The 23,735-nt window shown below is 45.6% G+C and carries 20 protein-coding genes; 3 read left to right on the plus strand and 17 right to left on the minus strand.

What is annotated here, in order from left to right:
* Window positions 1-207 precede the first annotated feature (207 nt).
* Window positions 208-1,224 carry a SnoaL-like domain-containing protein gene (locus HKN88_05095; GenBank protein ID NNC97429.1) on the plus strand — a complete coding sequence of 339 codons (1,017 nt, stop codon included), beginning with the start codon at window positions 208-210 and terminating at the stop codon, window positions 1,222-1,224.
* 38 nt (window positions 1,225-1,262) lie between these two features.
* Window positions 1,263-2,633: an L-serine ammonia-lyase gene (locus HKN88_05100; GenBank protein NNC97430.1), complete on the plus strand. Its 1,371-nt coding sequence runs from the start codon at window positions 1,263-1,265 to the stop codon at window positions 2,631-2,633.
* Window positions 2,634-2,665: 32 nt separating this feature from the next.
* Here the strand turns inward: HKN88_05100 and pgaD are convergent, their stop codons facing one another.
* The 14 genes from pgaD to HKN88_05170 form a co-directional block, all read right to left on the minus strand.
* Window positions 2,666-3,112 carry a poly-beta-1,6-N-acetyl-D-glucosamine biosynthesis protein PgaD gene (gene pgaD, locus HKN88_05105; protein NNC97431.1) on the minus strand — a complete coding sequence of 149 codons (447 nt, stop codon included), beginning with the start codon at window positions 3,110-3,112 and terminating at the stop codon, window positions 2,666-2,668.
* Complete coding sequence (gene pgaC / locus HKN88_05110; GenBank protein NNC97432.1) at window positions 3,105-4,373, minus strand: poly-beta-1,6 N-acetyl-D-glucosamine synthase; 1,269 nt, start codon at window positions 4,371-4,373, stop codon at window positions 3,105-3,107. Before pgaC ends, pgaD begins: the two co-directional genes overlap by 8 nt.
* Window positions 4,370-6,331, minus strand: coding sequence for a poly-beta-1,6-N-acetyl-D-glucosamine N-deacetylase PgaB (gene pgaB, locus HKN88_05115; protein NNC97433.1), 1,962 nt, complete (start codon window positions 6,329-6,331; stop codon window positions 4,370-4,372). Before pgaB ends, pgaC begins: the two co-directional genes overlap by 4 nt.
* Entirely contained in the window at window positions 6,328-9,699 is a 3,372-nt protein-coding gene (gene pgaA, locus HKN88_05120; protein NNC97434.1) for a poly-beta-1,6 N-acetyl-D-glucosamine export porin PgaA, read from the minus strand. The genes pgaB and pgaA overlap by 4 nt, the downstream gene beginning before the upstream one ends.
* A 260-nt stretch (window positions 9,700-9,959) precedes the next feature.
* Entirely contained in the window at window positions 9,960-10,859 is a 900-nt protein-coding gene (locus HKN88_05125; protein NNC97435.1) for an aminotransferase IV, read from the minus strand.
* Between the two features lie 9 nt (window positions 10,860-10,868).
* Entirely contained in the window at window positions 10,869-11,585 is a 717-nt protein-coding gene (locus tag HKN88_05130; protein ID NNC97436.1) for a hypothetical protein, read from the minus strand.
* A gap of 9 nt (window positions 11,586-11,594) precedes the next feature.
* A complete protein-coding gene (locus tag HKN88_05135) occupies window positions 11,595-11,900 on the minus strand; it encodes a DUF962 domain-containing protein (GenBank protein NNC97437.1) in 306 nt (101 codons plus the stop codon).
* Between the two features lie 25 nt (window positions 11,901-11,925).
* Window positions 11,926-12,477, minus strand: coding sequence for a putative Fe-S cluster assembly protein SufT (gene sufT / locus HKN88_05140; protein NNC97438.1), 552 nt, complete (start codon window positions 12,475-12,477; stop codon window positions 11,926-11,928).
* A 23-nt stretch (window positions 12,478-12,500) separates the two neighbouring features.
* Window positions 12,501-12,947 (minus strand): SUF system NifU family Fe-S cluster assembly protein, encoded by a 447-nt coding sequence (locus HKN88_05145; protein NNC97439.1) that lies wholly within the window; start codon window positions 12,945-12,947, stop codon window positions 12,501-12,503.
* A gap of 15 nt (window positions 12,948-12,962) precedes the next feature.
* A complete protein-coding gene (locus tag HKN88_05150; GenBank protein NNC97440.1) occupies window positions 12,963-14,210 on the minus strand; it encodes a cysteine desulfurase in 1,248 nt (415 codons plus the stop codon).
* Window positions 14,207-15,439: a Fe-S cluster assembly protein SufD gene (sufD, locus tag HKN88_05155; GenBank protein NNC97441.1), complete on the minus strand. Its 1,233-nt coding sequence runs from the start codon at window positions 15,437-15,439 to the stop codon at window positions 14,207-14,209. The genes HKN88_05150 and sufD overlap by 4 nt, the downstream gene beginning before the upstream one ends.
* Before the next feature lie 8 nt (window positions 15,440-15,447).
* Window positions 15,448-16,197: a Fe-S cluster assembly ATPase SufC gene (gene sufC, locus HKN88_05160; protein NNC97442.1), complete on the minus strand. Its 750-nt coding sequence runs from the start codon at window positions 16,195-16,197 to the stop codon at window positions 15,448-15,450.
* Window positions 16,198-16,235: 38 nt separating this feature from the next.
* Window positions 16,236-17,672, minus strand: a complete 1,437-nt coding sequence (gene sufB, locus HKN88_05165) for a Fe-S cluster assembly protein SufB (GenBank protein ID NNC97443.1) — start codon at window positions 17,670-17,672, stop codon at window positions 16,236-16,238.
* Window positions 17,669-18,157: an SUF system Fe-S cluster assembly regulator gene (locus HKN88_05170; GenBank protein NNC97444.1), complete on the minus strand. Its 489-nt coding sequence runs from the start codon at window positions 18,155-18,157 to the stop codon at window positions 17,669-17,671. Before HKN88_05170 ends, sufB begins: the two co-directional genes overlap by 4 nt.
* A gap of 350 nt (window positions 18,158-18,507) precedes the next feature.
* On the opposite strand from HKN88_05170, the gene HKN88_05175 reads away from it, so the two are divergent.
* Window positions 18,508-19,521: a fructose-bisphosphate aldolase class I gene (locus tag HKN88_05175; protein ID NNC97445.1), complete on the plus strand. Its 1,014-nt coding sequence runs from the start codon at window positions 18,508-18,510 to the stop codon at window positions 19,519-19,521.
* Window positions 19,522-19,617: 96 nt separating this feature from the next.
* Here the strand turns inward: HKN88_05175 and HKN88_05180 are convergent, their stop codons facing one another.
* The 3 genes from HKN88_05180 to HKN88_05190 all read right to left on the minus strand — a co-directional run.
* Window positions 19,618-21,087, minus strand: a complete 1,470-nt coding sequence (locus HKN88_05180) for an AAA family ATPase (protein ID NNC97446.1) — start codon at window positions 21,085-21,087, stop codon at window positions 19,618-19,620.
* A 110-nt stretch (window positions 21,088-21,197) separates the two neighbouring features.
* Entirely contained in the window at window positions 21,198-22,250 is a 1,053-nt protein-coding gene (locus HKN88_05185) for an aldo/keto reductase (protein NNC97447.1), read from the minus strand.
* A 130-nt stretch (window positions 22,251-22,380) separates the two neighbouring features.
* Window positions 22,381-23,735: M48 family metalloprotease (locus HKN88_05190; protein NNC97448.1), on the minus strand; the 1,355-nt coding region annotated here is incomplete at its 5' end.

The following is a 23,735-nucleotide window of genomic DNA, read 5'->3' on the forward strand; positions in this document are numbered from 1 at the left end:
ACCGGGCCCAAGGCTGGTGGTCCGCATTACTTGCACCGCTTTGCGACTGAAAAAACGCTAACCGTCAATACGGCGGCGGTTGGAGGTAACACCAGTTTGCTTTCTCTAGAGCAAAGTACCTAGGAAAAATTGATAATTGCTGCGATTTTCCTTGCAAATACGGACTGATTGAATAACTATATTGGGAAAGGACAAGAGGGCGAACGCATGGCAAATGAAGCATTAATGCAAAGTAAAGCGATAATCTGGGATTTTCAACAGAAACTTTCAGCAGCCGATGACATCAGTGTTGCCGAAATTTTAAAAGGTTATTTGCATGAAGACGTTTTGTGGCACGGACCGCATCCATTAAACGATATTCGTGGGCAGGCCGGGGTCTACATTAATTTTTGGAAACCGTTTTGCCGATCATTTCCCGACTTTGAGCGCTATAACGACATATTGTGTGCCGGTGTATACAAAGGCGATCATTGGGTCAGCACAATGGGTCATTTCGCGGCAACCTTCAAGGAAGATTGGTTGGGTATTCCTGCCAGTGGAAAACTGTTAACCATCCGGGTGGGTGAGTTTGTCAAAATGCAGGATAACAAGATCAAAGAAATGTATGTTCTGGTCGATCTGCTGGATGTCATGCGTCAGGTTAATCTCTGGCCATTACAAGAGAGTTACGGCGTTGAAGGCTGGTGGCCAAAGCCACATAGTTATAATGGGCTGGTTGTACGTGCCCAGGAGCATACTGAAACCCGCAAAACCAGCAAGCTGGTCACTAACTGGCTGGATGAGACCAGACATTTTGACTCCACTGTGGCAAATATCGATCTATTACGACACAAGGAATATTTTCATCCCAATGTTCAACATTATATTAGCTCTGGATTCGGAGCCAGTAGAGGAATAGATGGTTTGAAAGATTCATTTCAAAACCCGCTTTTTACCGGTCTTTCGCAACGCAAACTGAATAACCATCACACCCAGTTTGCCGATGGCTTGTTTATGGGAGCTTGTGGCTGGGAATGTATAAAAGGCATTCACAGCGGTGAACTGCTCGGGGTAGAGGCAACCGATAAACCGGTTAAAATACGCATGATGGAATGGTGGCGACGTTCGGGAGATGTGATCAGAGAAAGCTGGATTATGCTGGATACTGTTGACCTGTTAATGCAATTAGGCATTGATGAATTTGCCAAAATGCACGACATTCAGGAAAAAGATCAGTGGCTGTAATACCCTTTAAATGCTTCATTGATCTTTGAACGCCTAGCATGTCTTTATCAATTTTTGAGATTTTCAAGATCGGCATTGGGCCTTCAAGCTCACACACCATAGGCCCCATGCGTGCTGCGCGGCAGTTTTTACTGGATTGCAAAATTCGTAAGGTTTTTTCCACGATCCAGAGTGTGTCCGTGCAATTGTACGGCTCTCTCGCGTTAACCGGTAAGGGACATGGAACAGACACTGCGCTGTTATTGGGCTTTTCCGGATTCGAGCCCGATAAAGTGGACGTGCAAACTATTCAGAGGGCATTGGCAACAATTCGAAAACAAAGGGAAATAAACTTACTGCAAGAGAAGACCATCCCATTCGATGAGGCATTGAATGTTTTGTTCTTGTCTGACCAGTTTCTTCCCGAGCATCCCAACGGTATGCGTTTTACGGCCATGGACGCGAATAATGAGGTCTTGGTTCAAGATACCTGGTTTTCTATTGGTGGGGGATTTATTGCCAAAGATCCGAAAAAGGGCGTTACCGAAGAATCGGCCAAGCAGTCCCGCATAGCATATCCCTTTGCGAATGCAGTAGAGCTTTTGCAGCTGTGTGAAAAACATGGCCTGAGTATTCCCGAGTTGGTGATCAAAAATGAATTGGCCTGGAGAGACCAACAAGAAGTTGAAACTGAGGTTTTGCACATTTGGCAAGTGATGCAAGATTGCGTACAAAGTGGTTTTCAGCAAAGCGGTGAACTACCTGGCGGCTTGCGTGTTAAAAGACGTGCGCCTGATATGCTGAAAAAACTGAACCAGAATAAAGTCATAGACGGTTTTCAAGCCATGGACTGGTTAACCGTGTATGCCTTGGCCGTGAATGAAGAAAATGCCGCCGGGGGTCGTGTGGTCACTGCTCCCACAAATGGTGCGGCAGGCATCATTCCATCGGTTCTACATTATTATCGTTTCCACATGGCCAATAGTGATGACCAGGGTGTGATCCGCTTTTTACTAACCGCAGGCGCCATCGGTATGCTGTATAAAATGAATGCTTCTATCTCGGGTGCCGAGATGGGCTGTCAGGGCGAAGTTGGCGTGGCCTGTTCTATGGCAGCGGCAGGCCTGGTAGCGGCCCTCAAGGGTTCCAATGCCCAGATCGAGAACGCCGCCGAGATCGGTATGGAACACAATTTAGGCCTGACCTGTGATCCGATTGGCGGATTGGTGCAGATCCCCTGCATCGAACGCAATGCCATGGCTGCAGTGAAAGCGGTATCGGCGGCGCGTATGGCCATGCAAGGTGATGGCTCACACAAAGTCTCTCTCGACCAGGTCATTGAAACCATGCGCCAGACAGGAGAGGACATGTCCACGGTTTACAAAGAAACCTCGCAAGGTGGATTGGCGGTTAATGTGACAGAGTGCTAAGGCTGGCGCAAGTTTTTCGTAAAATGCATTGCTTAATTGGAAATTGAAGCAGAAATCCTGTTATCTTCAGATATCGAGATGGTCAAATTTTTAGTGTTTGACCACACCGCTTGTTCTGCTGCCCCGATCTCAAAATATTCAGCCACCCATTCCGGTTTAACCGGGGGTACGCCGTTTCTGCGAGGCTTTCCTCTAAAGCGATAGTTATTTATTCTAGCCCAGAGAATCAGGCCACCACCCAAGATCAACACGGTGATCATATAGTAGAAAAGTATTTCAAGCAGGCCATCCAGGCCGCCCAGGATCAGCATGTGTTCATAAAAGAGTTTGTAACCAAAAGCCCAGGCGATCAAACTGATGAGCGGCTGCCATAAATAAATGATCATTAACCAAAATACCAGGGTAATGCCTGCACTGGTAATTTTATGGTGTCTTTTTAAAGCGTCTGGATGGTCCAGTATCATATTAAAATCATTCATTGGTTAATCCTCTATCCGGGCTTTCCCAAGTTGCTTGTTTACCTTCTTCACGGAGTAATGCTTTTGGAACGCCGACCACGGTGGTTATAACATTTAATAACCAGTATGCAATCGGGTACCAGATCATCCAGTAATAATATTTACCCAGGCCTTTTTCGTAACGTGAGTCGATTGCCAGGCTGACTGCAAATTGCATCAGGCAGGTTATACCCAATAAAACACCGTTCCAACCCGGGATGATGGTTGAAATGTAATACGGTTCGGGGATTGGAATAAAAAGACCGAGCGCCCAAAGAATAATGATTGCTGCAACAGTGTAGCTCCAGCAAATACTGATAATGTATTCCAGTGCAACTAACCACATTCGTCGCTTGCGCCAGTTCAATAATTTGCTGCCATATCTTTTAAAGACTTCCATACCGCCCTGAGCCCAGCGCAAGCGTTGTCGCCAAAGCCCTTTGAATGTTTCCGGCATTAAAATCCAACACAGTGCATTCGGTTCATAGCGCACATCCCAATGATCCATTTGTAAGCGCCAACTCACGTCAATGTCTTCTGTGATCATGTCGGTGGTCCAGTAACCGATGCGATGTAATGCGGATTTGCGAAATGCTGCGACTACGCCAGATATCGTAAATATGCGACCATAAATGCGTTGCGCGCGTTTGATCAAGCCGATTATGGATGAGAACTCGCCAACCTGGATCTTACCGAGTAAGGTTGAGCGATTTCTGACTCTCGGGTTACCGGTAACCGCACCCACCCGGGCAGAGGAGGTACCGATAAAATGACTGGCAAGCCAGTGCAGAGCTGAGGGGTCAAGGACGGCATCGCCATCAATACACACCAGAATCTCGTGTTTTGCGATCATCGCGGCCATGTTTAAGGCTGTGGCTTTGCCGTGGTTTTTTTCCAGATGCGCTACCCTTAGCTCCGGGAACTTGTTCTGCAAGGCGTCCAGTATTTCTTTGGTGTTGTCTGAGCTGCCATCATTAACTGCAATAATTTCAAAATTCGGATAGGTTTGTTCATACAACAAACTGACGGTTTCTTCGGCCAGATCACCTTCGTTGTAACATGGCAAAAGGATGGATACTCCCGGATAAGATTCCAGCTTTGGAGGAATGCGGTAGTCCTTGCTTTTGCTGGTTTCCCAATGCAAACGATAATAAACTGCACCGATCATCCATACACAGGCAATAAACAATGGATAGTAGTAAGCAAAATCAAGTAAAAAAGACACGATATTATTCATATTTATCTCTTGTAATACGGGTAAGTCGCCAGCGACATTAATGGCGCAATGGTTTCAAAATGTGGGTGGTTTCCTATAAAATCGTCCGGGTAGTAACCGTAGTTGGCAATTCCGTTTGCTTGCAGGATTTTCATTTGTCTGGCCAGAATACGGCTATCGATGTTTTCTCCGTTTAACCAGTTTTTCGATTGCAATTCAAATATAATTTTATTTACCGAAACGTTTTTTCGCTTAACCAGTCTGGCCAGCTCGGTTAGCCAGGCATCAGGGTTGGCTTTTTGTTCCATGTAGGGCATAGCCATTACAGCGGTATAGTCGTAATTACTGACAAACGCTTCAAAATTTTGTGCAAACCAGTGTTCAGAAACCGGGTTTGTGATCACTTGTGCATAAATATTTCGCGCGGTTTTAATTTCGGGTTGATAGGACCTGATAATTGCCGTTAATTCATTTGTGAAATCGATAATTGCCCTGGATTTGACCTTTGCCCATTGATTTGAAATGGCCCGATCGTGAATAAGATCGTTGATGCTCTCAAATTCAATACCGGCATTTCGATAATAGCCAATTGCATCATCGCCAAGGTCTTCAAAGTCTGTCAATAAAGCATCGTCGTGATACAGAATTCCCGCAAAGGTGTTGTATTTTGACAATGAGTCGTAAATTGAATAAATAATTTCTTTGGCGGCCGGATTGAATATTGAAAGTCTTTTGTAATTATTATCAGATGATATGATCTCGCCTGCTTGCCAGGCCTTTACTCCCAGTTTTTCATTTATTTCCGGTGCATCGTCGAAAACAAAGGCCGAGACCGGCATCCAGGCATATACGTTCACGCTGGTACGGGTTCTCAGTTGCCATGCAGCGCGATTGAACAGATCGGCTTTGACAGGTAAGTGCTCATTCTTGAAATACAATGCGTTGGCGTTCCCATCGCCGTCGGAGTCTGCATAGGCCTGAAGAAATACAGTGTTAATGCTCATTTTTTTGACACGCTCCAGCATCAGTCCCAGATTCTTCTCCTGTTGAACAGGGTCATCATCGTATACATAGTCCAGATCAATGTGCATCACGCGTTGTGGAAAGTTATGCGGATCCACTCTGAAATACGATTTGAATTCTGCCAGAGACGGATTTTTATCAATCAAGTGACGATCAATGTGTTCACTGTTTATAGAAACATTTTCACCAGCACCCAGAGTTAATGAAGATTCGAATCCAAGTTCTTGTGCAATTTTCCAGGCATGTTCAGAGTACATGCCGTATGGCCACACAATGGATTTTGGCTTTTTGCCGGTATGCTGCTCAATTAGATTAGCAGAGGTTTGCAAGTCTTTTGTGATGCGCGACGCATACTCTTCGTCGCTTTCATACCCGCTTTGATATATGCGACTGGTTGCTGCGGGCTGGGCGTTGTTTTGCGGATTGGCAATTACACCTTTATGCATGTTATGCGTGTGTGAGGCGATCTCAATCAAGCCCGAGTCCGACATTTCACTGATCTGATCCCAGGTCAGAAAATCTTTAGCCGTTCTGGTCTGGTTTCCATAGACGATGTTTATAGTGTCATTTTCGATCCAGTCTGTAACGATCGCAATGGTCGCGGGATAATCAAATGCAATTAGTAATGGAAAGATACTGTGATAAAGGCTGATTAAACCATCATCGAAAGTGAGCAGTACAGCTTTATCAGGCAGTTCATGCGTACCGTTTTTTGCTTGCTGGATATGTTCTCTGGAAACAACTGTGTAGCCTTTATCTTTGAGCCACTGGAAATGCTGGATCAAGTGCTGAATATTCAGCGCATTGGTGTCGTGGTATAACTTGCCAAATACATCACTGCGAACATCGTGATAGCAAAATGCAGTGAACTCAACTTGTTTGTACTCTTGCGCAAACAGGGCTGCACCCGCGTTATGTAACACGCTGATAACAAAGACGATGATCAGGATAGTCTTTTTCAAAACTTGTACCCCAATCCAAAATGGATCTTGGGTCCCGATTCCTTCAGGCCGTCATAATAAGTGCTGCGATAACCAAGGCCATAATTTAAATTCAGGCGTCTGGATAATTCCCAGTCATGAAAATACATCAAATCTAAAGCCGGTTTGCTGGAAAAGTCATCTTGATTTACAAAACCGCTTTCCAGACGAATTCTATGCGTGAATGATCTTTCATAATATTTGTATATATTGGATGAATACTCGAAACCAATGGATGCAGACAGCATTTTGTCCGGATTAAAGTAGTTCCTGTTTGTATTTTCACTATTGGACTGCCAATAAAGCGATTCAAACAAAGACCATTTGTTTTTTTCGTTTTCAAACAGGGTTTGGCCGGCATTCAATGCAAGATTCGTGCGTTTATTGTTATCACTGAAGTCATCAATAGATGCATAGATGCCAGTGTGACTGCGCTCATTGGCACGATAATCGAGACCAGCTGCAAATGATCGTGATTTAACCTTATCGATAATCGCTCTCAATGGCGTATCTGTGCTGAAGCTACTGGCTTTCAGCGAAAGATCAAAATGATCATTGAGCACAACAGTGCTTTCCAGTGATAGGCCAAGTGAATCAAGACCCGAGACATTGTAAATTTTTGCGGTAAAGTCGCCCCAGGCGTCACGGTAATTTAGTCCAGTTCCTGTATAGCTGACAGTTTCATCAGAATTCGAAAATTGTGACATCTTCAGATCACTGAAAACCAGTGCGCGCCAATGGTGATTCAGGGGTTTACTCAACCACTCAATTGAAAGGTTCTGATCCTGGCTGGAAAAGTTGGAACCGTCTGAATCCGAATAGTCACCAGAAATATACACACTTTGTAAATTTTCCAGTTGCCATCTTTCCTGTAACTGGATGACGGCCTCGTTTTTCGGGTAAGTGTTTGAAAGTTCGGCTACTTTCTTTGCTGCATCACGACGTGCATTTTGATCAATCTGGATATGACTCTCGGCAACTTCGCGAGGCAAATAACCGCGATCGCTATTGGCTACAATGTTCAATTCTTCAAGGGCACGTTCGGGCCAACCACGCCAGCGGTAGATTGTTGCCAGGCTAGTGCGATATTCATTATTGGCGGGCGCTATTGCCACGAGCTTTTCAAGACTTAATTGAGCCGCAGGCAGGTTATTTATATAGGCTTGATGCATTGCCAGCATTAATTCCACACTTTCCCGGCGTGGGTTCTCGATACTGCGTTCGCCATCAGCCGAGTAGATCCATTTAGGTATGTACTTATCCATGCGCTTCAGGAAATCATTCGCCTTATGAAAATCACTCAATTCAAGTGATGCAAAATACGCATTGCTGAGTGAAGAAAAATCATCATTTTTTATCGCAAGTTTTTTTTCTGAGATCTGCAATGCTTCAACAGGTTTTTTCAAGGCCAGATAGGAACTGGCCACTTCATTCAAAATGTAAACCGGGGTTGTATCGACGCTGTTTTGATAACTGGTTATAACTTTTTCATGGTCTTTGCTTAAATAATCCAGAAGCGTTTTATCTGCCTTGGCGTTGATAAGAGTCTTTTGCGGTGCATCGCCGTTGTTAATTACATCCAGATAATTGTTGTTTATGATTTTGGCAGTTTCAATGGCAGACTGTTGTTCGCTATAACTGTTATCGTCAGCGGCTTCCCGCATCGCATACGTGTTCATTGCTGCGTGAATAGCCAATTCGGTTTCGCGGTCAATGATCTCGGGATGTTTCTGTAAAATGGCATTTGCCTGAAAAGGCAGGTTATTATCGATCAGAATCGTTGCTTTGCCTTGCAGCGCGCGTTGCTCCAACGGGTTGATGTTTAATATGCTCTCCAGTGTTGCCAGGCCGTTACCCCAGTCATTTTTCTCACGGTACGCATCAGCCAGACTATAGAGCAAGTCAAGATTTAATTTCTTTTTATCAAATCCGCGTAATAAACTGATGACCGAGTCCGGATTATTCAGTTTTTGCAGGGCAAGAGCCTTGCCCAGAATAATGTCGCTATCTGTGAAAGACTCATCGGGCAATTTGGTATACAGCATTAATGCCAATTGAGGATTATCGGTGTGCCTTGCTGCTACAGCAACCGCTTCATAAAAATACGCTTTTCCTTCAATATCATTTGGCAATTGATTAAACACATCAATTGCTTTTTGATACTGCTCATCCCAACTCAATTGAGTAACATAATTTTGATAGATCAAGGAATCTTGAGGGTGGCCATCCAGGTTGTTTTCAATAAGCGAGAGTTTTGAAGTACCCGTTGTATGTGTCAAATCTTTTGCCAGTAATTCCCAACGGTCATAATATTTCTGTGAATTCGGGTATTTTTTCAGTTCTTTATTTATTTCACTAAAGCTTGCATTTTGAAACCAACGCTCACGGGCAAGCGCAATTTTGTGTTTCTTTTCAGCCAATTCCTTTTTTTGTTGGGCGATCTTTTGCTGGAGTAATCGCTGTTGTCGGTCATTTTCATTTTGAATCGCAATAGCAATCAATTTATTAGTTGTATCAACACGCCCGATATATTCCGGTTTGGGGAAGTTCTCATTTAGGCTGGTAAAGTAAACCAGACTGGAATTCAGGTCGCCAATGGCCTGAAAAGAATCCGCTACAGCAAGTTGTGCATATTCGGGCAAATCGTTAAATGCGTAGTCGGTTGCCAGATCAGTAACCTGTTCATGATCACGAGCCCAATTCAGTACTGTCAAATATTCCGCAACAAAGGCCAAATCATTTTTGCGATCAGGGAATTCGCCGGAAAATTGCTCTAGAGCCAAATTTACATCACCGCTTCTGGCCAAATCCACTGTTTTGTCCAACCAGATCTTTTGTAAGAGTGGATGCTGTGAGTCAAACTGGTCGAGACTTGTAATGAATTCGGTCTCAAGTTCAGCTTCCAGACTCGCGGCGTGCATCCGGGCCAAATAACCAGAGTCCCGATAAAGAGTATTGCTCAGTAGGCCATCAAACAGTTTTGAGAGTTGTTGAATATTGGTCTCAGCGGATGAATTTGAAACCAGAGCAAGACTGCTTTCAATAAAGTAATCCGGTGCATTTCCCAGGTCAATGTGTTCCAGGGTATCGAGTGCTTGAGCGTCTTGGCCGGACCACTGCAGCACCGTGAAATAGTCATACCAGACATCTCTGGAATTCTGGTCGTACTTGATCAGTACTTCAAGACGTCTAAGAGCGTAGTCATAATCGCCGTCTCGCGCTTTTAGAATGGCTTGCGAACGCACTTCGTCCAGTTGCTCTGAAGTATAAAAGTTCGTATTTAATGCATAGTAAATGGCCAGGACAAATACGGCCAGACTTATCAGGGTTATTAGTGTCCGTTTAATCATTCATTCGCCCATACGGAATTTATTCTACTCTTGTATCTGCTCTACAAGACTGTTTTAAAATTGATACACAAACAGTGCTAAGGCGGATTTATTAGAGTTTTAAAGTTGGTTCTATTTTAGCTTAAATAGCAGGTTTTTTCGTTAAATGTGGCAATAACTGGAATTTGATGCGGGTGAGAGAATGTCAGCTAATGACAATTGTTCCATATGTGGAACAATTTAATTATGGAATGACCGGTATGATCGATATTTAACGGGAATTACTCGATGCTGTGGCAATATTCTTGTCGAGATCCAGCGAACGATTTTTGCAGAAATTCAAGCATGTTGTATTGATCTGCGCGTGTATCGCGACCATCGATCATTACGATTGGTGTCAGTTCACCCATGGTGCCGGTCGCAAATACTTCATCAGCGGTATAAAACTCGGTCATGGACAGATTTTTCTCAATGACCTCGATTCCATTTGTGCAGGCCAGTTCGATGATCAACCCCCGGGTGATGCCATGCAGACAGGCGTCGGCGTGTGGCGTGAAAAGAACACCGTTTTTCACCAGAAACACGTTCGTGCCATTGAGTTCGGCCGCGAAGCCGTGTTCATCCAGCATCATGGCGGAATCCACACCGGCCACATTGGCCTGTATTTTTGCCAGGATGTTATTCAAAAGGTTGTTGTGGTGAATTTTGGAATCCAGGAAATTGGGATTATTGCGGCGAATAGAACTGGTGATAACGGTGATGCCGGAATCATTGTCATACACCGGAGGCTTCCATTCCGCCAGAACGATCAGGCATGCACCGGATTGATTGAGTCGCGGGTCCATGCCGGAGGTGATCTTTTCGCCACGTGTGAGGGTCAAGCGGATATGCGTATCCTTGTGCATGCCATTGGCTTTCAGGGTTTTGCGAATTGCTTGAATAATAAAATCATTATCCGGTACATCTGCCATTGCAATCGCTTTGGCTGAATCTTGTAATCTTTGTAAATGCCTGTCCAGACAAAAAATGCCTTCTGGATAAACGCGTAGCCCTTCCCACACGGCGTCACCGCCCTGGACCACACTGTCAAATACCGACACTTTCGCTTCATTGCGAGGGTACAGGCGGTCTTTAATGAATACTTTTATATGTTCATTGCGTGGATCAAAATGTTGTAACACGAGGGTTCCTTATTCAATGGTCAGGCTGTGCTGTTTTAATGTTTCATAAGCCGGCATACAACGAACGGCCAGCGCTTCAAGAGTTTGCGGTAATGCATATTCTTCCCCGGCATGGTCTTTTGGTTTAAAGCCGGTAGAGTTATGTACATTGTGATACCAGTAATTGGCCCATACACCATCATATGGCTTGGGACCTGGTTCCCAGGAAAGCATTGCCTTGTCGAAGGGTATTGTCAATGCACGGCATAATGACCTCAAAACCTTTTCAGGGTTTGTAACCAACGCATCCGAATCCAGAACCAGGATTCTTTGCCCGTTTGTTTTAAGGAAATTAAAAATGCGTTCGACTTGTTGAATGCCAACATCATCAACGGTCGGCGAGTTTATGACTTTACTGTAAGAGCGAATAATAGCGCGCGGGTTTCGGATGTATAAAATATTGGTGAAGTCTAGTAAATACTTGAAATCAGCTTCTCGATAATGATGCGCCATGTTCTTTATAAACAGATGCTCACCCGGGGCTTTGAGTAATTCATGGTGTGCAGACTGGATGTCATTAGCCTGAGCTGCCATAACCTCGGCGTGACCGGGGTGGGTCACCTCGCTTTGGCTCAGATAGTGGGCGTAATAAGGTTCATCCACAACCCGGGTATCGGCCCTTTGCGCAAAGGCATACATCAACAAGGTCGAACGATTACGTGGTGATGAGACCAGATTGATTTTCATTATTACAGGTTAGAGTTTTATTTTCCCAATCACAATGTCCTTGAACATCACGAAGTCACCGAGCAGTGAATAAAACGGATTTTTAAAGGTGGCGGGGCGATTTTTTTCAAAAAAGAAATGTCCGACCCAGGCAAACCCGTAACCGCATAACAATAAGGCCCACCAGTAGTTCCATTTTCCGGCCAGAGTAAAGTACAAAGCCAGGCCCAACACCAGGCCAGTGCCAACAAAATGCAACCGGCGACAGGCTAAGTTCTGATGTTCAGAAAGGTAGTAAGGGTAGAATTCCTTGAATGAATTGAATTTACTGGCCATGGCTAACTCCTGTGCTGAAGATAAATTAATAAATACCGGTTTGTAATTTTGCCTCGTCCGACATCATGTCTTTTGACCAGGCCGGATCAAACACCACTTCCACATTGGCTTCTTTTACAGTCGGGATGATCTCGATTTTGTATTTCACATCATCGGCAATGAATGGCCCCATTCCGCAGCCCGGTGCGGTTAAGGTCATGGTGACATGCACCAGGCGCTGGCCGTCGTCATCTTTAGTGACATGACAGGTGTATATCAGTCCCAAATCGACAATATTCACCGGAATTTCTGGGTCAAATACGGTCCGCATTTGTGACCAGATAATCTCTTCAACCAGTTCATCCGAGGCATTTTCCGGTATCACAGGCGGCGGGATCACTTCTTTGCCCAGAGCATCGGCATCGGTACCGGCAATGCGGAATAAGGTGCCATCAATGTACACGGTGAAACTGCCACCCAGACTTTGAGTGATGTTCACACTCGTGCCTTGCGGGAGATTCACGATATTGCCCATGGGTACCATTACCGCGTCAACATCACGACTTAGATCCACGGGTTCGCCTTGTAAAGGGTGCATCATCATAATTTAATCTTTCAATATTATTCAGTGGTAACACTTTGTGTTTCATTTAATGCGGCTTCAAGTGTGTGCCAACACAAGGTGGCGCATTTCACCCGCATGGGAAAATTTTTAACATTCGCTAACACACCCAATTTGCCAAATTGCATCAGGTCTACGTCAGAATCTTTTTCAGTCAGGGCATCGTGTACAGAATTAAATAATGACTTTTCCTCTTTCAGGCTTTTGCCTTTCAAGTGTTCGGTCATCAAGGAGGCCGATGCTACGGAGATGGCACAGCCGTTGCCTTCAAAACTGACATCTTGGATACTGTTGTCAGCGACTTTTACATAAACAGTGACTTTATCACCACACAAGGGGTTGTGGCCTTCAGCCTGTTGGCAAGGTTCATCCAGTTTATGGAAGTTTCGTGGATTACGGTTATGATCCACAATCACTTGTTGGTAAAGTTCTCTTAAATCCATAATTTCTGTCAATCGGTTTTAATTTAACAAGGCTTTGGTTTTTTCCAACGCCGCGAACAAAGCGTCAACTTCGGAAAAAGTGTTATAAAAAGCAAATGAGGCACGCGCCGTAGCAGGTACACCAAAAAAGTCCATAACCGGCATGGCACAATGGTGACCAGTGCGAATGGCAACGCCCTCAAAGTCCACAATTGTGCCAATGTCATGTGGATGTACGCCATCAATCACAAAGGACAATACGCCAGAACGTTGTGCGGGTTGTCCGATCAGGGTCAATCCGTCAAAGGCCAGGGCCTGCTCCACTGCGTAGTCAACTAATTGTTTTTCATAGCTGGCAATATTATGCATGCCAATTGTTTGCAAATAGTCTAGCGTGGCACCCAGTCCTACAACGCCGGCAATATTCGGGGTTCCCGCTTCAAATTTATAGGGCAGGTCACTGTATTCGCTTTTTTCATAAGTAACCGTGCGGATCATGTCGCCACCACCCTGATAGGGCGGGAGCCGGTCTAACCAGTCTTCCTTGCCATACAACACACCCACACCGGTAGGGCCAAACATTTTGTGTGCGGTGAAAATAAAAAATTCGGCATCCAGGGCTTGCATGTCGACCGCGGCATGAGGTAAAGCCTGCGAACCGTCTATGGCAACCGGAATGTCGTGTTGGTGAGCGATCCGGATAATCTCATTAACAGGGTTTACCGTGCCCAGGGCATTAGAGGTATGCACAACACTGATGAGTCTGGTTTTGCTGGAGATCAATTCCGCTAATTTGGACAGCTCGAGTTCACCTTTGATGGTGATTGGAAGGATTTTTAAGGTCGCGCCTTTGCGTTCACACAGCAGTTGCCAGGGAACCAGGTTAGAGTGGTGTTCCATGCCAGACACAATAATTTCATCACCTTCATTGATCGCGTGTTCACCAAAGCTAAACGCCAACAGGTTGAGCGCTTCAGTGGCACCTTTGGTAAAAATGATCTCCTTGCTTGAATTGGCATTGATATGGTGTGCGATTTTTTCACGGGTGGCTTCGTACAGATCGGTTGCCCGACCACTTAATGTATGCACTCCGCGATGTACATTGGAGTTATGCTGTGTGTAGTAAGTATGAATTGCATCAATCACACTCTGTGGTTTTTGTGAGGTGGCGGCATTGTCCAGATACACCAGGGGCTTGTAATGCACCTCTTGATGCAATGCCGGGAAGTCTTTGCGATAGCGCTCGACATCAAAATTTGTAGACAGGTCTTTAGCTAACTGATTCATGCCTTAAATCCCAGGCGCTGATCCAGCCAGTGCTCCAGATCCTGAGGAACCAGAGCCTGGTAGGTGGAACGTGAGAATGCCGCGATCAATATTTTCTCGGCTTCATCCGGATCAATACCGCGTGAACGTAAGTAAAAAAGTGCCTGTTCATCCAGTTGCCCAACGGTTGCGCCGTGTGCACACTTCACATCGTCGGCGTAGATCTCCAGTTCCGGTTTGGTGTTGATCTCGGCATATTGCGATAAAAGCAGATTGTCGTTATTCAAATTGGCGTTAATTTGTTGCGCGTCTTTTTCTACATATATCTTGCCATTGAACACACCACGACTTTTATCATCCAGAACAGCTTTAACCTGCATGGTGGACTGGGTATGCTCGGCATGATGGTACACATCCAGATGGGTGTCGTGATGCTGTTTGTCTGTAGTGTGCATTAACTCGCTAACATTGAATTCTGCGCCCGGCTCGAGTACATCGGCAACCACATCATGGCGCACCAGTTGGCCACCCAATTCCAGCTGGGTAAAAGTGACCACCGCGTCACGATGTATCTGAAAATGGCTTTTGCCCAATTGATTGCTATCCGAACCAAGGTCCTGTACATGAATAAGTTCTATGTCGCTGTTTTGACCCGCTGTCAGAATAGTTACAGGAATCAAAGTGGATTGCGAGGCACTGTCGGATGTGTGTAAAAGCAATATTTTCGCATCACAATTATCCGCACAACTTATCTCCAGCCGCGTAGCTTGCAAGGCATTCAGCAAACTATGATGCAAATGAATGACGAGTTGAGATTCCAGGAGTCCAGCGAGCTTTATATGAATAACTTTATTGCAGAAGGCAATATTCAAATCATCAATAAATGTATCTTGATGTTTGAGAGGGTTTACGCTTGTTGCATTCTCGGTGACATTGACTTGTATGTCAGCCGAGTCAATTTTACCGTGTACCTGGCCATTTAATATGGTTAGCTGAACTGTATTTGAAAGTTTTTCCAGGGCAGGATGCGAAGGCACTTGCGCAATCGAATCCGCTGACATTGCCATGTCCGGTGAAAAGACTTTACGTAAGGGCGTATAGCGCCAGCGTTCGGTGCGCCGTGTGGGCGCACCCTTATCCAGCACTCTTGCAATGGCATCCGACTGCGACGCCGACTGATTTGCTTGCTGAGCGAATAAGGATTGCAAAATTTGCTCAGGTGAATTGGTTTTTAATGCGGTGATTGTCATGATCTATCTCAGGCTGCCTCATCCAGTAACCAGTCATAACCCTTGGCTTCCAGTTCCAGCGCAAGTGTATGATCACCACTTTTGATGATACGGCCATTGGCCAGCACATGCACAAAGTCCGGTTTGATGTAATCCAGCAAGCGTTGATAGTGCGTGACCAGCAGCATGCCACGATCTTTGGAGCGCATGGCATTCACGCCTTTTGATACAACTTTCAGGGCATCGATATCCAGCCCGGAGTCGGTTTCATCCAAAACCGCCAGCTTGGGTTCAAGCATTAACATTTGCAAAATCTCGTTGCGTTTTTTCTCGCCCCCGGAGAAACCTTCGTTCACGCCGCGATGTAAAAAACTTTCATCCATGTGCATGAATTTCACTTTTTCCCTGACCAGTGCCAGAAAGTCATAAGCATCGTACTCGTCCAGACCGCGATGCTTGCGTACCGCATTCACCGCGGCTTTGAGCAGATACACATTGTTCACGCCGGGAATTTCTTGCGGGTATTGAAACGCCAAAAACAATCCTTCACGCGCACGTTCTTCAATTTCCAGTTCGAGCAAGTCTTTGCCGTCAAAGTTGATCGAACCTTGAGTTATTTCATATTCATCGCGACCAGCCAAAACACTGGCCAGAGTGCTTTTGCCCGAGCCATTGGGCCCCATGATGGCATGTACTTCGCCGGCCTTGATCGAAAGATCAATGCCTTTAAGGATTTCGATGCCGTCGATGGCAGCGTGTAAATTTTTAATGTATAACATGTGTTTTCCAATCTCAATGTATGTGTTTTGTAAGTTGATTATCCAACCGCGCCTTCCAGACTAACGGCCAGTAAATTCTGCGCTTCCACGGCAAATTCCATGGGCAATTCTTTAAATACCGATTTGCAAAAGCCATTCACAATCATATTTACGGCGTCTTCTTCACTGATACCACGTTGGCGACAATAGAAGAGTTGATCGTCGCTGACCTTTGAAGTTGTGGCTTCGTGCTCGATCTTGGCGCTCGGGTTTTTGGCTTCTATATACGGGAAGGTATGCGCACCGCACTCGCTGCCCATTAACAAGGAATCGCACTGACTGTAGTTACGCGCATTGGTCGCTGAGGGCAAGATCTTGACCAGGCCACGGTAGGAGCTGTTCGACTTTCCGGCCGAAATGCCTTTTGCAATGATGGTGCTTTTGGTGTTTTTGCCGATGTGGATCATTTTGGTCCCGGTATCGGCTTGCTGGTAATTATTGGTTACCGCAACCGAATAGAATTCACCGACCGAATCATCGCCCTTGAGTAAACAGCTGGGGTATTTCCAGGTAATGGCCGAACCGGTTTCAACTTGAGTCCAGGAGATCTTGGAGCGGTCACCACGACAATCGCCACGCTTGGTCACAAAATTATAAATCCCGCCCACACCGTTCTCGTCGCCCGGGTACCAGTTCTGCACGGTGGAGTATTTAATTTCGGCGTCTTCCAGAGCGACCAGTTCAACCACAGCAGCGTGCAATTGATTCTCGTCACGCATCGGTGCGGTACATCCTTCCAGATAGCTTACGTGAGATTTGTCTTCAGCAATGATTAATGTACGTTCAAACTGTCCGGTGTTGGCCGCGTTGATTCGAAAGTAGGTCGACAACTCCATTGGACAACGCACACCTTTGGGGATAAACACAAAGGATCCATCGGTGAATACCGCGCTATTCAAGGCTGCGAAAAAATTATCCTGAATGGGAACCACAGTACCCAGGTATTGTTTAACCAATTCCGGGTATTTTTGCACGGCTTCCGAGAATGAACAAAAGATCACCCCAGCTTTGTGCAAAGTGTCTTTAAATGTAGTGGCCACCGAGACGCTATCGAAAACGGCATCTACAGCAACACCCGCAAGTCTGGCACGTTCATGCAGTGGTATTCCCAGTTTGTCATAGGTTTCGAGTAATTTCGGATCGACCTCATCCAGACTTTTGGGCGCGTTCTCATCAACCTTGGGAGCGGAGTAATACGAGATGGCTTGATAATCAATGGGTTCAATATTCAGTTTGGCCCAATCCGGTTTTGGCATGGTTTTCCAATGCGCAAAAGCCTTAAGTCGCCACTCGAGTAAAAATTCGGGCTCGTTTTTGATGCGCGAGATATGTCGAATAACATCTTCATCCAATCCGGGTGGCAGGGTGTCGGAATCGATATCAGTAACAAAACCGTGTTTGTATTTGGAATCTACATGATCCTGAATTGCTTTCATGATGCATTCTCCAATGCGTTGTCAGTCGTGCTGCTATTAAACACAGACAAGGCATTAATCAGATCGATATTCATTTTTTTGGGTATGGGTTTGCTTAAGTCGGCCAGGGTTAATTCGCTTAAAGCACGGCGAATGGCCAAATTGATGACCTGCCATTTGCTTTGCATTTTGCATACCGCGGCGATCTCACAATCGTTATGGTCGGTACTGCATTCGGTGAGTGCGACCGGGCCTTCCAGTGCGCGAATAATGTCTAAAGCATTAATGTTTTCTACTGGATGTGCGAGCAGATAGCCCCCGTGTGCACCCCGGTGCGAATTCAGCAGATCGGCACGTGACAACAGCTTGAGTATTTTACTCACAATTGAGTTACTCAAGCCGAGCTGTTTAGCCAGTTCCGAGGCACTAAACTGCGTGTCTGGTGCGGCTGCCATGGTACTCAGCACCAAGGTCCCGTAATCTGTTAACTTGCTGATTTTTAACATAAAATATTCCTATTTCTTGGTGATGTAAGCATTTTGATCTGTTCTAAACGCTTAATTCGTACCAATTTGGTCCTATTTTAACGCAAGTTAGTGGAATTGGGCGAAAAAAATTGCTCCTTGCGATAAGCCGAATGTGTGTGAAATCGTGGCAGTTTTATAAATGACAGCGTTATCAATTTTGTCCTTATTTTATTCAATTAGATCACGACATAAGGATTTCGGTTTTGTACAGTTTTAGATTTGATATCATCGCCACCTTTATGCACTCTGGCGACACCAAATCGCTTAGTAATTTCAACATTACGCTGCTTGGGGCAAGGTCTTGAGCACAAAATATTCGGGGATAGAACATGAGTAATTTGCAAGACTTACAAAAAATCGCACAAGCCATGGTTGCACCTGGCAAGGGAATACTTGCAGCCGATGAAAGTACACCAACCATTGGCAAACGTTTTGCAACTATCAATACCGAATCCACCGAAGACTCGCGTCGTACCTATCGTGAAATGTTGTTTAGCGCGGATGGTATTGAAAAATACATTGGCGGCGTAATAATGTATGACGAAACTTTGCGTCAAAGTTCAAAGGACGGCGTGGCGTTTCCCAAATTACTTGCTGACAAGGGCATAGTGCCAGGAATAAAAGTTGATATGGGCGCTAAAGATCTGGCCGGTTTTGCTGGCGAGAAATGGACCCAGGGTTTAACCAATCTTCGTGAGCGTTTGGCGGAATACTATGAACTGGGTGCACGCTTTGCCAAATGGCGTGCAGTAATTACCATCGGCGACAATATTCCAAGCCGTCATTGTCTGGAAGTGAATGCCCAGGCTTTGGCCGCTTATGCGGCATTGTGCCAGGAAGCGGGCATCGTGCCGATCGTGGAACCGGAAGTTTTAATGGATGCTGATAACTCGCAAGCAACTTGTGAAAAAGTGACTGCCGAAATGTTGAGTTTAACTTTCCGTGAATTGCATAATCACGGTGTTGCACTGGAAGGAATAGTACTAAAGCCAAACATGGTCATCTCGGGCAAAGGTCATGCCAAGCAATCTACAGTAGATCAAGTAGCCGAAGCCACGGTTCGAGTTTTGAAACGCTATGTACCTGCAGCAGTACCGGGAATCGCATTTTTGTCAGGCGGTCAGTCTTCAGTGGATGCCACCAAACATCTGGATGCCATGAACAAACTGGGCGGCTCACCTTGGGCGCTAACCTTCTCTTACGGCCGTGCCTTACAAGCCGACGCCTTGCAAGCCTGGCAAGGTAAAGACGAAAACCTGGCTGCTGGACAGGCGGCCATGATGAAACGCGCCAAGTTGAATGGCCTGGCGGCTAAGGGTGAGTACTCGGCTGACTTGGAGTAAACCCACACACTTTTTTGAATTCATGAACTCTATTTAGGATCACTATGAAATCCCGAAACTGGAAACAGCGCGGGATTTTTTGTGCAAAATTGAAATTTATTTTTCACCCCTTGAAGCCGGCACCGCACGATCAATCGACCATTGTTTGATAGCTTTGATCTGTTCGCGCATGGTATGGGCAAGTGGCACCATCCCGGCTGCAGTATGCCCGACGTCACGGTCAGTCATTTTGCGCTTTTCCATATTGGCCTGGATGCGCGCTGATTTCACGGCCTGCTCGATCTCGGCTCCACTCCAGTCCTTGGTTGAGGCGGCCAGGTAGCTGAGATCGAAATCTTCCGCATTCGCACCTTGCAAAGCAAGATGAATGGAAATGATATGCTCGCGTTCAGACTTATTGGGCAGATCCAAAAAGAATAACTGGTCAAATCGCCCTTTGCGTAATAGTTCAGCCGGCAATTCCTGGATCCGGTTGGCAGTTGCGGCAAGAAACACACCACTGGGTTTTTCCTGCATCCAGGTTAAAAAACTCGAAAAAATATTCACATTTTGTTTGCTACCAGCGCGGTCATCGAAACCCAGACTGTTTTCCAATTCATCGATCCACAACACAATAGGGGCAATTTGTTCTGCGATGTGCGTGGCGTGGGTAAAAGCGGTTTCTGGTGGGCCGTAGGCTCCGGACAGCACCAGACTCATGTCCAGTCTGACCAAAGGGATATTCCAGGCTTTGGCGACGGCTTTGGCGGCCATACTTTTTCCACAACCACTCACCCCCATAAATAATATGCCTGACGGCATCGGCAGTCCGGAGTCCAGTCCTTCGTTACTGAATAAATGTTTGCGTTCCAGTACCCACTCCTTAAGATTATCCAGACCGCCAATCTGTTCCAGCGATTGTTTGATGGGTACAAATTCCAGCACACTTTCCTTTTTCAGGATCTGGGTTTTCTCCTCAAGCAGTTCAGGGATAAATGACTTTGCACCACTAACTTCAGATTGCATAAAACGCGACATAAAGTGTTCAATTCCACTCAGGGTTAATCCCAGCATGGCAATCGAGAACTGTTGAACCTCATCATCCGTGAGATTGGTATTAGTGTTTGCCTTGAGAATAGATTTAATATGCAGAAAAGCCTCTTCCTTGGTGGGCAAGCTCATTTCGATCAGATAAACGACAGTATTTAGCAATTCAGGTATTTTTAAGGCGGGATGAGAGATAACCAGCACGATGTTCTTATTTTTTAATTCGTAATACAGGTCCCGTAACGCACGAATCACTTTAGGATTGTCAAACTCAACCGGCAGATCTTTAAACAGGAAAATCCCCGGTTGTTTGGCGTCCTTGAGCCGATGCAAGGCTTCCAGCGGGTCCCTACAATCACTCTTATCGGAAAAACCGTCAAAACCTGACCAGCTGACAAAAGAGGATTTGTCCTTGAACAGGCTTTGCGCCATTGATGCCAGGGTTTCCTCGATGCGATCTTCTTCAGAGCCTAGAATATAGATTATGGGAAAACGTGACTTTAGCGCCTGATTGATATTGCGTGCCAGCTTTTTACTGATCATGTTGGTCTCGGTTTTTATTAAAAATTATTCTACGTATTATTTAATAATCACGAGCACGGCAACTTGATCTGGATCAAATCTGAAAATGCGATGTACTAATTAAAACATTAAAAAGGCATCGGGTATTTTTTGAATATCTTTAATACCTCATTGACTAATTCTGCCGACAAGGCATTTGCAAAGCCGGCAATGTCTTCTTTCAACTGAGGCATAGTTGTCGCACCAATGATCGAAGAGGTCACACCAGGAACCTGGTCACACCAGGCGAGCGCTAATTGTGCAGGTGTCATATTGTTCTTGCGTGCCAATTGTGAATATTCAGCCACGGCTTTGTGAACCAGTTCGGTATCGCGAAATATTCCGTTGCGTTGTTCAAACGACCAGCGACTGCCTTTGGGTATGTTTCCATTGGCATACTTGCCCGACAAGGCTCCACCGGCAATGGGTGACCAGGGCAGGTAAGCAATGTTTTCCATGATGCAAGACTCCAGCATGAAAGGATGGTCCTTGGCGTGTAATAAACTGAACTCGTTTTGCATGGAAACAACTCTGGGAAGATTATGCTCTTTCGAGAGTTCCAGGTATTTACTTAATCCCCAGGGAGTTTCATTGGATAAACCCAGGAAGCGAATTTTTCCGGCTTTGATTGCGGCATCGGCTGCTTGCAAAATATCGAGCATGTCAGCAATCTGTTCATCCCTGCTATTGTGTCCGGGGTCAACGGTGCCAAGCCAGTGTCGATTGAAGTGCGGGCTGGTACGATTGGCCCAGTGGATCTGGTACAGATCAATATAATCGGTCTGGAGTCTCTCCAGTGAGCCTTCAATGGCCGCAGTCACACTCTTGCCTGTGACTTTCGAGCCGCCACGCAAATAGCTTAATCCCGGACCGGCGACTTTGCTGGCCAGGATCAATTTTTCCCGTTGCTGCGAGTGGCGGCCAAGCCAGTTACCCAAAATACGTTCGGTATCACCTTGGGTTTTCGCATCTGGCATCACCGGATACATTTCGGCAGTATCAATAAAGTTTATGCCTTGATCCAGTGCGTATAGGAGTTGCTCATCCGCATCGGTTTGCGTGTTTTGTTTGCCCCAGGTCATGGTGCCCAAACAAACTCTGGAAACGTCTAGTCCGCTACTACCCAATTTTGTATATTGCATAAGTTAGATCTTGTGTTTGAAATTGATTGATCGATTATAGATGAATCCAATTTCCCAGACCCGGAAACTTTATGCTCGTGTGCTGCGTTGGTGAAATTATCTGGTTTAACTTACTTCCAAGTACTTATCGTCAGATCCGACTATTGGGAAAACGCTTGGCGCGGATGATCTCTTCGCGAAGTTTGTCGGGCAGTTCATTATAAATATCGTCGTAGCGTTGTTGTATGCGTCGTTCTTGTTCCTGGTTGATACCGGGAGTGGCCAGTGCATTGTCCAGTTGGTACATGGCGCGATAAAAATCCCCGACAGCATAGTAATGCCGGCTTATGTGGTAATAGGCCTCTATCTTGTTGCCCTGTTTCTCGTAGGCTTTGGCCAGGAGGGCGGGTATACGCGGATTGGATGAAAATAACTGCAATTGAGAGAGTTCCTCAATAGTTCTTGTGTTCTGGCCTTTCTCAAGTAAGCGCTCTGCTCTGAATAAGCTCAATAAGGCGTTGTTCGGAAACAAACGCAGGGCATTATCCACTGTCTCCAGTGCCTTATCCGGTTTGGCCATGTTGAGCTGTTGCTGGGCCAGTTGTAAATGTACATAGGGATGAAACTCGGCGTCGGTGAGTTGTGTCAGCAAAGCTTCGGATTTTACAGGCTCGGAGATGGCAAGTTTGATGGCCTGATCAAATATTTTTCCAGAATCAGAGAAATTTACCGCATCTTCCTGATAAACACTGCTATCCAGTTTGTGTTCATTGGCCATTAATACTTTAACCATTTCGTAAGAAAAACTATTGGCCACCGGTTTGGAATTTTCAATGGTCATGCGCGAACGGGTTTCAGCAATACGCGAACTTGGTTTGGGATGGGTCATTAACATTTCCGGAATCGGAAATAATGTATCAGTGCCACGGGCCTTGGCCAGGCGACTGAAAAAATCACGAAAACCGGTCACACTAAATCCGCTTTTTTCCATTAACTTTATGCCAACCTGATCGGCTTCGGTTTCCTGACTGCGGGTAAAGTTTATGGACTGTTGGGCAAAAAGACCTTGAGTGACGGCCAGAGTGCCCGCCATGGCATCAGTGCTTGAGCTTTGACTGGCTGCAAGCAGTGCGGCCAAAGTGGTTAATATTTGTAAGGGAGCATTTTGGGCCGAGTTTTGAATAGAACGAGCTATATGATTTTGACTAACGTGACTGATCTCATGAGCAAGTACTCCCGCAAGTTCACTTTCGGTTTGCGATGCCAGAATTAAACCGGAATGTACCCCGATTGTTCCGCCAGGGTAAGCAAAAGCATTAATACTGTTTTCACGTACGACGAAAAAGCGTGGAATGTAATTAGAGTCGGTGACATGGGCATACAACTTAAGTCCCAGGTTATTAATGTAATCATCAACTATTGGAATTTTTATAAAAACCGGTGAAGAGTAATATTCGTTGTAAATGATACGGCCATAGAGGTCTTGCAAGTTTGCCGAGAAATACC

The organism is Gammaproteobacteria bacterium, assembly GCA_013001575.1.
Lineage (GTDB): Bacteria > Pseudomonadota > Gammaproteobacteria > Steroidobacterales > JABDMI01 > JABDMI01.

What these genes read in the sequence shown, in the direction of transcription:
- HKN88_05170 (NNC97444.1), bottom strand. Translation starts at nt 18,157, where the DNA reads ATGTTAAAAATCAGCAAGTTAACAGATTACGGGACCTTGGTGCTGAGT.
- sufD (NNC97441.1), bottom strand. Translation starts at nt 15,439, where the DNA reads ATGACAATCACCGCATTAAAAACCAATTCACCTGAGCAAATTTTGCAA.
- HKN88_05135 (NNC97437.1), bottom strand. Translation starts at nt 11,900, where the DNA reads ATGGCCAGTAAATTCAATTCATTCAAGGAATTCTACCCTTACTACCTT.
- HKN88_05100 (NNC97430.1), top strand. Translation starts at nt 1,263, where the DNA reads ATGTCTTTATCAATTTTTGAGATTTTCAAGATCGGCATTGGGCCTTCA.
- HKN88_05130 (NNC97436.1), bottom strand. Translation starts at nt 11,585, where the DNA reads ATGAAAATCAATCTGGTCTCATCACCACGTAATCGTTCGACCTTGTTG.
- HKN88_05095 (NNC97429.1), top strand. Translation starts at nt 208, where the DNA reads ATGGCAAATGAAGCATTAATGCAAAGTAAAGCGATAATCTGGGATTTT.
- HKN88_05185 (NNC97447.1), bottom strand. Translation starts at nt 22,250, where the DNA reads ATGCAATATACAAAATTGGGTAGTAGCGGACTAGACGTTTCCAGAGTT.
- pgaD (NNC97431.1), bottom strand. Translation starts at nt 3,112, where the DNA reads ATGAATGATTTTAATATGATACTGGACCATCCAGACGCTTTAAAAAGA.
- HKN88_05150 (NNC97440.1), bottom strand. Translation starts at nt 14,210, where the DNA reads ATGAATCAGTTAGCTAAAGACCTGTCTACAAATTTTGATGTCGAGCGC.
- pgaA (NNC97434.1), bottom strand. Translation starts at nt 9,699, where the DNA reads ATGATTAAACGGACACTAATAACCCTGATAAGTCTGGCCGTATTTGTC.
- HKN88_05175 (NNC97445.1), top strand. Translation starts at nt 18,508, where the DNA reads ATGAGTAATTTGCAAGACTTACAAAAAATCGCACAAGCCATGGTTGCA.
- sufB (NNC97443.1), bottom strand. Translation starts at nt 17,672, where the DNA reads ATGAAAGCAATTCAGGATCATGTAGATTCCAAATACAAACACGGTTTT.
- sufC (NNC97442.1), bottom strand. Translation starts at nt 16,197, where the DNA reads ATGTTATACATTAAAAATTTACACGCTGCCATCGACGGCATCGAAATC.
- sufT (NNC97438.1), bottom strand. Translation starts at nt 12,477, where the DNA reads ATGCACCCTTTACAAGGCGAACCCGTGGATCTAAGTCGTGATGTTGAC.